General features: G+C 64.0%; 7 protein-coding genes and 1 pseudogene. 5 read left to right on the top strand and 3 right to left on the bottom strand.

Going from position 1 to position 7,385, the window contains the following annotated elements; genetic code table 11:
* The 5 genes from EN991_RS41670 to EN991_RS16175 all read left to right on the top strand — a co-directional run.
* A partial coding sequence (locus tag EN991_RS41670; RefSeq protein ID WP_164769114.1) for a molybdopterin cofactor-binding domain-containing protein occupies positions 1-484 on the top strand: 484 nt, incomplete at its 5' end.
* Position 485: 1 nt separating this feature from the next.
* The gene (locus tag EN991_RS16195; RefSeq protein ID WP_013530846.1) at positions 486-1,490 is read left to right on the top strand and encodes a molybdopterin cofactor-binding domain-containing protein; all 1,005 of its coding nucleotides are present in this window, start codon (positions 486-488) and stop codon (positions 1,488-1,490) included.
* Positions 1,491-1,497: 7 nt separating this feature from the next.
* Positions 1,498-2,379 carry a MoxR family ATPase gene (locus EN991_RS16190; RefSeq protein WP_013530845.1) on the top strand — a complete coding sequence of 294 codons (882 nt, stop codon included), beginning with the start codon at positions 1,498-1,500 and terminating at the stop codon, positions 2,377-2,379.
* Between the two features lie 199 nt (positions 2,380-2,578).
* Positions 2,579-3,715 carry a VWA domain-containing protein gene (locus EN991_RS16180; protein WP_127369130.1) on the top strand — a complete coding sequence of 379 codons (1,137 nt, stop codon included), beginning with the start codon at positions 2,579-2,581 and terminating at the stop codon, positions 3,713-3,715.
* A complete protein-coding gene (locus tag EN991_RS16175; protein ID WP_164753885.1) occupies positions 3,715-4,602 on the top strand; it encodes an amidohydrolase in 888 nt (295 codons plus the stop codon). The genes EN991_RS16180 and EN991_RS16175 overlap by 1 nt, the downstream gene beginning before the upstream one ends.
* Positions 4,603-4,606: 4 nt before the next feature.
* Here EN991_RS16175 and EN991_RS16170 read toward each other — a convergent pair whose 3' ends face one another.
* From EN991_RS16170 to EN991_RS16160, 3 genes and pseudogenes are all read right to left on the bottom strand, one after another.
* On the bottom strand, positions 4,607-5,014 hold the full coding sequence (locus EN991_RS16170; RefSeq protein WP_127369128.1) for a carboxymuconolactone decarboxylase family protein: 408 nt from the start codon (positions 5,012-5,014) through the stop codon (positions 4,607-4,609).
* A 219-nt stretch (positions 5,015-5,233) separates the two neighbouring features.
* Positions 5,234-6,730, bottom strand: a complete 1,497-nt coding sequence (locus tag EN991_RS16165; protein WP_013530841.1) for a sugar ABC transporter ATP-binding protein — start codon at positions 6,728-6,730, stop codon at positions 5,234-5,236.
* Positions 6,730-7,385 (bottom strand): annotated as a pseudogene (locus tag EN991_RS16160) (hypothetical protein); the annotation flags it as partial. The pseudogene EN991_RS16160 and the gene EN991_RS16165, both read right to left, overlap by 1 nt.

The raw sequence follows: 7,385 nt of genomic DNA, 5'->3' as shown, positions 1-7,385 counted from the left end.
GCAGATCTCGTCGCCGCGCGCCGCTGAAAAGGTCGTCATCAAGGACGGCGTCATGAAAGATGGCCGCATCGTCGCGCGCAAGGTCACCGGATACACCGATGCCGGCGCCTATTCGCGCCACTCGCCCTATGGCGCGCAGAAGGGCGCGGGGCATTATCCCGGCCCCTACACTATTCCGAACGTCTGGATCGACACCTACTGCGTCTACACCAACCGCACGCCGTCGTCGGCCATGCGCGGCTTCGGCGTCACCATCGGCGATTTCGCGCTGGAGGTGCAGACGGACAAGCTGGCGCGGCTGATCGGCATGGATCCGCTCGAATTCCGCTTCATCAACGCCTATCGCGACGATGATATGAAAGCGCACCGCCAGCCGACAGAGGGCGCCGCACTGATCGAATGCATGCAGGAAGCTTCGCGCGCCGCCAACTGGCCGGTGGCGGAAAAGTACCTGGCGATGTCCTCCTACGTGAAGGGAGCTTGAGATGGCGATCAGGCGCGGACGCGGCGTTGCCGCGATCAACTATCCCACCGGCATGAACCTCGGCGGCGACCCGACACAGGCACTGGTGCACTCGACGCCGACAGGCAATTTCATGGTGACGCTGTCATCGGTCGATCTCGGGCAGGGCATGAAGCAGATCATGGCGCAGATCTGCGCCGAGACCATCGGCGTGCCGACAGACCGCGTCGTCGTCGACACCGCCGACACCGACACCGGCCCGCACTGCATGGGCACCTTCGCCTCGCGCGGCACGCACCGCGCCGGCAACGCCGTCATCCAGGCGGCAAGGGAAGCGCGGCAGGTGATGCTGGAAGTGGCCGCCGAGGAACTGGAGGTGAACGCCTCCGACCTCGAGACAGACGGCCAGGGCAACATCCTGGTCAAGGGCGCCCCGCAAAAATCGATCTCGATCTTCGATGTCGCGCTGTCGGCGCATTTCAAGCGCGGCCGCTCGATCTCGGGCCGCGGCATGTTCCTGATTCCGCGCTCCTATCCGGAGAAAGAGACCGGCGCGATGAAGCCGTCGACCTGCTACGCGCATGCCTGCACCGTGGCCGAGGTCGAGGTCGACGACGAGACCGGCGAGGTCACCGTGCTGACTGTGAAGAACGTCTTCGAGATCGGCCGCGCGCTGAACCCGAAAATGGTCGAACAGCAACTGGTCGGCGGTTCGTGGATGGGCATCAGCCACGCGCTCTACGAGACGACCGAGCCCTATTATCCCAACCGCGACCATGGCGGCACCGACTTCAACCAGTATCTGATGCCCGGCCCCGGCGACCTCGCCGAGACCGAGATCATCGTGCTGGAGCGGCCATCGGCGGACGGGCCATACGGCGCCAAGGGGCCGGGCGAAATGTGCGCCAACCCGCAGATCCCGGCGGTCGCCAATGCCGTCTTCGACGCCGTCGGCGTGCGCATCGACACACTGCCGATCACGCCGGAGCGCGTCCTGCGCGCGCTGAAGGCGCAAGCGGCGAACTGAGGCTGGAATGAACGGGACAAGCGCCGAGACTGTCGCAATCTCACCGGAGGCGGTGGCGCAGCATCTTGCCGCCTCGCGCTATCTGGCCGACGACAGTCTTGCGACCGCGATCTTCCTGGCGATCCGGCTGGGGAAGCCGCTGCTGCTCGAAGGCGCACCAGGCGTCGGCAAGACGGAAGCGGCCAAGGCGATCGCCGCGCTGCTCGGCCGCGATCTGGTGCGGCTGCAATGCTATGAAGGCATCGACGCTGCGCATGCGCTCTACGAATGGAATTATCAACGCCAGCTGCTCGCCATTCGCCACGCCGGCGAGCATGAGATCGACATCTACGAAGACCGTTTCCTGATCGCCCGGCCGCTGCTGCAGGTGCTGAAGGCGCCGGAGCAGCGGGTGCTGCTGGTCGATGAGATCGACCGCTCGGACCATGAATTCGAGGCGCTGCTTCTGGAATTCCTCTCCGATTTCCAGATCAGCATTCCCGAACGCGGCACAATCCGCGCCACGGCACAGCCGATCGTCATCCTGACCTCGAACCGCACCCGCGAGCTTGCCGAGGCGCTGCGCCGCCGCTGTGTCTACCACTGGATCGGCTATCCCGACGCCGAGCGCGAGGCCGCCATCATCATGCTGCGCGCCGGCGATGTGGCGCAAGCAACGGCGCGCGCAGTGGCGGCGGCCGTGCAGACCATCCGTGCCCGGCCGCTGGCCAAGCCGCCGGGTATTGCCGAGGCCGTCGAATGGGCCAATGCCGCGACCATCCTGGAGAAGGGCGGCAGCCCGTGGCCGGAAGCCTTCCGCCGCGCCATCGGCGTGCTGATCAAGGACGAGGAAGACCTTTCCTACATTGCGCCGGAGCTTGGACGGATCGTCGAGGAGGCACTGGCGTGACGCGGGAGGTCATTTCGCAAGGCTGGCGGGACAGCGCCCCCCTCTGTCCTGCCGGACATCTCCCCCTCAAGGGGGGAGATCGGATGTCATCCCCGCTTTCGCTAATCGCTGACGTCGCCGAACAGAGCGAAGCGCCGAAGCTGCCAATCTCCCCCCTTGAGGGGGAGATGTCCGGCAGGACAGAGGGGGGCGACACAGAATGATGCGGGAAACAAGCCTCCCCCGCGCCGCCTCCCCATTCCTGGGTTTTGCCAGGCTCTTGCGCCGCTACGGCTTTGCCATAGCCCCCGAGCAAGTCTCCTGTTTCATGCAGGCGGTGACGTTGCTCGGTCCACGCTCGATGGCCGACATCCGCGAGGCGGCCCTCGCCACCCTGGCGCCGCCGCCCGACCGCCGCGACGAATTCGAAGCGCATTTCCAGAGCCATTTCTATGGCAACACATCTGCCATAGTCGAAGGCGACGCCGACGAGGAAACCCGCATCAAGGATGATGGCGGTGCGAGCCAGGAAGAGATCGAGGTCATCAGCCATCAGGAAGGTGGCAAACTCTCTTCCGGAGCCGAACAACTGAGTACCCGCGATTTCAAGCGCGACGACGACAACCTTGCCGCTTTCCGCCGCAGGCTCGCTTCAGCCTTGCCCGTCCGCCGCTCGTTCCGCACCGTGCGCACGCATTCGCGCGGCAAGCTCGATCTGCGCCGGTCGCTGCGGGAAATCGTCAGCGCCGATGGCGACGTACCCTCGCCGCTGCTGCGCCGCCGCCAGACCGTGCCGCGCAAGCTGCTGCTCCTGATCGACGTTTCCGGCTCGATGAAGCTGCACACCGCGGACTATCTGAAGCTGGCGCATGCCGCCGTGCAAGGCGCGGACCGCGCCGAAATCTTCACCTTCGGCACGCGGCTGACCCGCATCACCGCGGCATTGCGCATCCGCGACCGCGACCAGGCATTGGCCCGCGCCGCAGCCCAGGTCGACGATTGGGACGGCGGCACCCGCATGGGCCCGACGCTGCTCGCCTTCCTATCGGTGCCGCGCTTTTCAGCCTTTGCACGCGGTGCCGCTATCGTCATCCTGTCCGACGCGCTGGAACGCGGCGATCATGCCGAGTTGGAGACAGCCATGCGGCGGCTGAGCGTCCGCGCCTTCCGGCTGTCGCTGGCTACACCTTTGGCCGGCGACCCGCGCTTCCGGCCGGCAACGGCGGCACTTCGCGCCATCCTGCCCGACCTCGACGATCTCGTCGACGGCTCGTCGCTTGCCGGTCTCACCGATTTCATCCTGTCGCTCGCCCGCCCTGCTCCGGCGGCGGCGACAATCTGGAAGAGGGTTTCATGATGCAGAAAACCATCGACGCACATTTTCACATCTGGCGCCAACAGGACCAGCCATGGCTGGTCGGACCGATGGTGCCGCGCATCTTCGGCCCCTACGAACCGATCCGGCGCGACTATCCGATCGAGGAATTTCTCGAAGACCAGAGGGATTCAGGCGTCGAGAAGGCCGTCTACGTCCAGACCAACTGGGCCAAGGAGGATTTCGAGAAGGAAGTCGCTTTCCTGCAGAAGACGTCCGACGAAACCGGCTGGCCGCATGCCATCGTCGGCTACACCGACATGACCGTCGACGATATCAGGCCTCAGATCGATCGCTTGATGAAATACAAGCTGCTGCGCGGCGTGCGCATGCAGTTGCACTGGCACGAGACCCCGGCCTTCCGCTTCGCCGCCTTCGCCGATCAGGTGATCGACCCGAAAGTGCGCGCCAATGTGGCGCGGCTCAAGGATTATGGCCTGTCCTTCGACCTGCAGCTCTTCCCCGCCCAGATGAAGGACGGCCTGACGCTGGTCGGCGAGAACCCCGAAACGAATTTCATCCTCACCCATGCAGGCATGCTGACCGGCATGGAACCGGAAACCACCGAGGCCTGGAAGGCAGGCCTGCAAACGCTGTCGGCGGCGCCCAATCTTTACGCCAAGCTGTCGGGCCTCGGCACCTTCGTCCACCGCAACGATCCCCTGCTGATCGCCTATGTCGTAGACAACGCGATCGATATCCTGGGTGCCGACCATTTGATGTTCGGCTCGAACTTCCCGATCGAGAAGCTGTGGACCAGCCACGCTGAGCTGATCAAGGCGCACCGCGACGCGGTGGCCAAGCATGGTGCGGTGGCCGAGGCGGATATCTTCTGGAACACGGCGGAGAAGGTTTACCGGCCAGTGTGACGCCTCACTTCACCTCGAACTGCGGATCGACTGAAATCTGCATCGCCGTCACCAGATGGTTGGTCTGGCCGGCGAGCCCGATGATCGACACCAGTTCGCCATGCTGCGCATCGGTCATGCCCTTGGCGCGGGCTGCAGCCGTGTGCGAGTGGACGCAGTAGGAGCAGCCATTGGCGGTCGACACCGCGATGTAGATCATCTCCTTGGTCAGCGGATCGATGGCGCTGTCGGCGACCATCACCACCTTCAACTGTTCCCAGATCCGCTTCAGCGCCGAAGGATCATTGGCCAGCCCGCGCCAGAAATTGTTGACGAAATCGGATTTGCGCGTCGCGCGGATGTCGTCGAACACGGCTTTCACGGCGGGAATCTTTTCGACCTCGGCATCGCTGAGGAGTTTTGTGGTGGCCATGGGGTTTTTCCTTCGTTGGATCGTTGCGTGAATTGAATCAGGTCTTGAGCAATTGCGGCCAATCCACTCGTCCGATTCACTTTTCCAGCGCCGGCGTCTAGATTCAGGTCAGGCCGAGTCGAAAATGGTGAGTTCCGAGAACCGGAGCGGAGCGTACTTTTCGTACGTGAGCACCGGAAGCGCAGGAAACCGCCATTTGCAGGCCGGCCTCACCTGAATCTAATGCACGGCCGCGTACATGATCTTCTCCTCCGTGGCCTCCGCCGGCGAAAACTCCTCGACGATGCGGCCCTGGCGGCAGACCAGGATGCGGTCGGACAGGTTCATGATCTCCGGCAGGTAGGACGAGATGACGACGACGGCCAGCCCCTCATCGGCCAGCCGGTTGATGATCTGGTGGATCTCGGCGATCGCGCCGACATCGACGCCACGTGTCGGCTCGTCGAAGATGACGATGCGCGGCTTCTGCACCAGCCCCTTGCCGATCACCACCTTCTGCTGGTTGCCGCCTGACAGCTCGACGACGCGCGCATTGTCGTTGATTGCCTTGATGTTCAGCGTCTTCGTCCATTCGGCCGAGAGCGCGCGCATCTCCTGCGTGTTGATCACCCAGGCCTTTTCGCGACCCGCCGCCAGCAGTCCGCCGAACAGGTTTTCGGCAATGCCCATCGTCTCGAAGATGCCTTCGCTCTTGCGGTCCTCGGTGACATAGACGATGCCGTCGGCCACCGCTTCGCTCGGCACGAGATAGCGCACCGGTCTGTCATCGAGTTCAATCGCGCCGCCGCGCAGGAAATCCCGCTTGTAGATGCCTGAGACGATCTTGAATGTCTCGGTGCGGCCGGAGCCGATCAGCCCGAACACGCCGGTGATCTGGCCCTCGAAGATCGAAAAAGAGGTGTTGCGCACGACATTGCTCATCGAAATGTCCTGCACCGACAGCACTTTCTTGCCCGCCTTGCGCAGCTTCGCTTCGTCGCGCTGGCGGTAGATCTGTCCCGATAGCGTGCGCCCGACCATGGCGGAAACGATCCTGTCGCGGTCGAAGGCGGATGTGTCGTCGGTAATGACCAGCTCGCCGTCGCGCAGGATGGTGATGCGGTCGGCGATATCGAGCGCCTCTTCCAGCGCATGGCTGATGAAGACGATCGAGACGCCGCCCGCCTTCAGCCGGCGGATCAGCGCGAAGAAGTGCCGCTTCTCCTCCGGCGTCAGCGTCGCCGTCGGCTCGTCGAAGATGATGATCTCGGCATTGTGGTGGACGGCGCGCGCGATCTCGACCATCTGCCGCTTGGCGGCGCCCAACGTTGCCACCATGGCGTTGGGGTCGACCGGAAAATTCAGCGACTGCAGGAACTGCTGCGCTGAAATGTAGGTGCCGCGCAGCCGGTTGAGGAACTTTTCGGTGCCGAGATAAAGGTTCTGCGCCACCGTCATCGACGGCACCAGGCTGGTCTCCTGGAACACCATCGCGATGCCGGCTTCAAGCGCTGCGTGCGGCGAGGCGTAGGCGATTTCCTGGCCCTTGTGGAACATCTTGCCCGAGGTGGCATCGACCACACCGGCGATGATCTTGGTCAGCGTCGATTTTCCCGCGCCGTTCTCGCCGAGCAGCGCATGGATCTCGCCCTTGCGCAGTTCGAAGCTGACGTTCTTCACCGCGGGCACGCCGCGATAATTCTTGGTGACGTTTTCCAGCCGAACGATCGGTTCCATCAGAAACCTCCCGAAGCGAGGTCGATCGCCAGCACGCAGTCGCCGCCTCTGGAGGCGACAAACAGCCGGCCGTCCTTTTCCGCAACGCTGCAGATGCCATGACGCGTGCCGTTGGCGCGGCTGTGCAGGCTGAACAGCGGCTGCATCTTCTGGTCGAGCCTGACCACCAGCCCATAGGAGCGGCTCGGCGACCACGGCTTGTGGATGCCCATGGTGCGGATGCCGCCGCATTGCAGCGGCTCGAGGAAGCTGCGGCTGGACGCCAGTGCCGGCGCGATCCAGTAGGCCGGCGGCACTTGGCTCAGCATGTCCTGCCGGTAATGCGTTTCCTGCAGCACGAATTCGATCAGCCGGTTGCGCGGCGCAAACAAGGTCAGCCAGGCCCCACCATCGGCGGACGGCGACAGCCGTGCGGGATATCCCGGCAGATGCGTCAGAACCGTCGAACGGCTGCCCGTCGCGCCGCCGAAACGCACCAACTGATGGCGCCAGCTTTCACTGACAAGCACATCCTTGCCGACAGGATGCAGCCCGTAGGGAAAGGCAATGTCGCCGGCAAGCTTGCGAAAATCACCGCCTGCCGCGTCTCGCTTCCAGAGCGAACCGGACGCGCCCTTCTTCATCAGATCGGCGGCCCATTGCGATGGCGCATGCT

Origin of the sequence: Mesorhizobium sp. M7A.F.Ca.US.005.03.2.1 (genome assembly GCF_003997795.1) — a bacterium.
GTDB lineage: Bacteria > Pseudomonadota > Alphaproteobacteria > Rhizobiales > Rhizobiaceae > Mesorhizobium > Mesorhizobium ciceri.
This window is presented reverse-complemented; position numbering and strand designations above follow the sequence as displayed.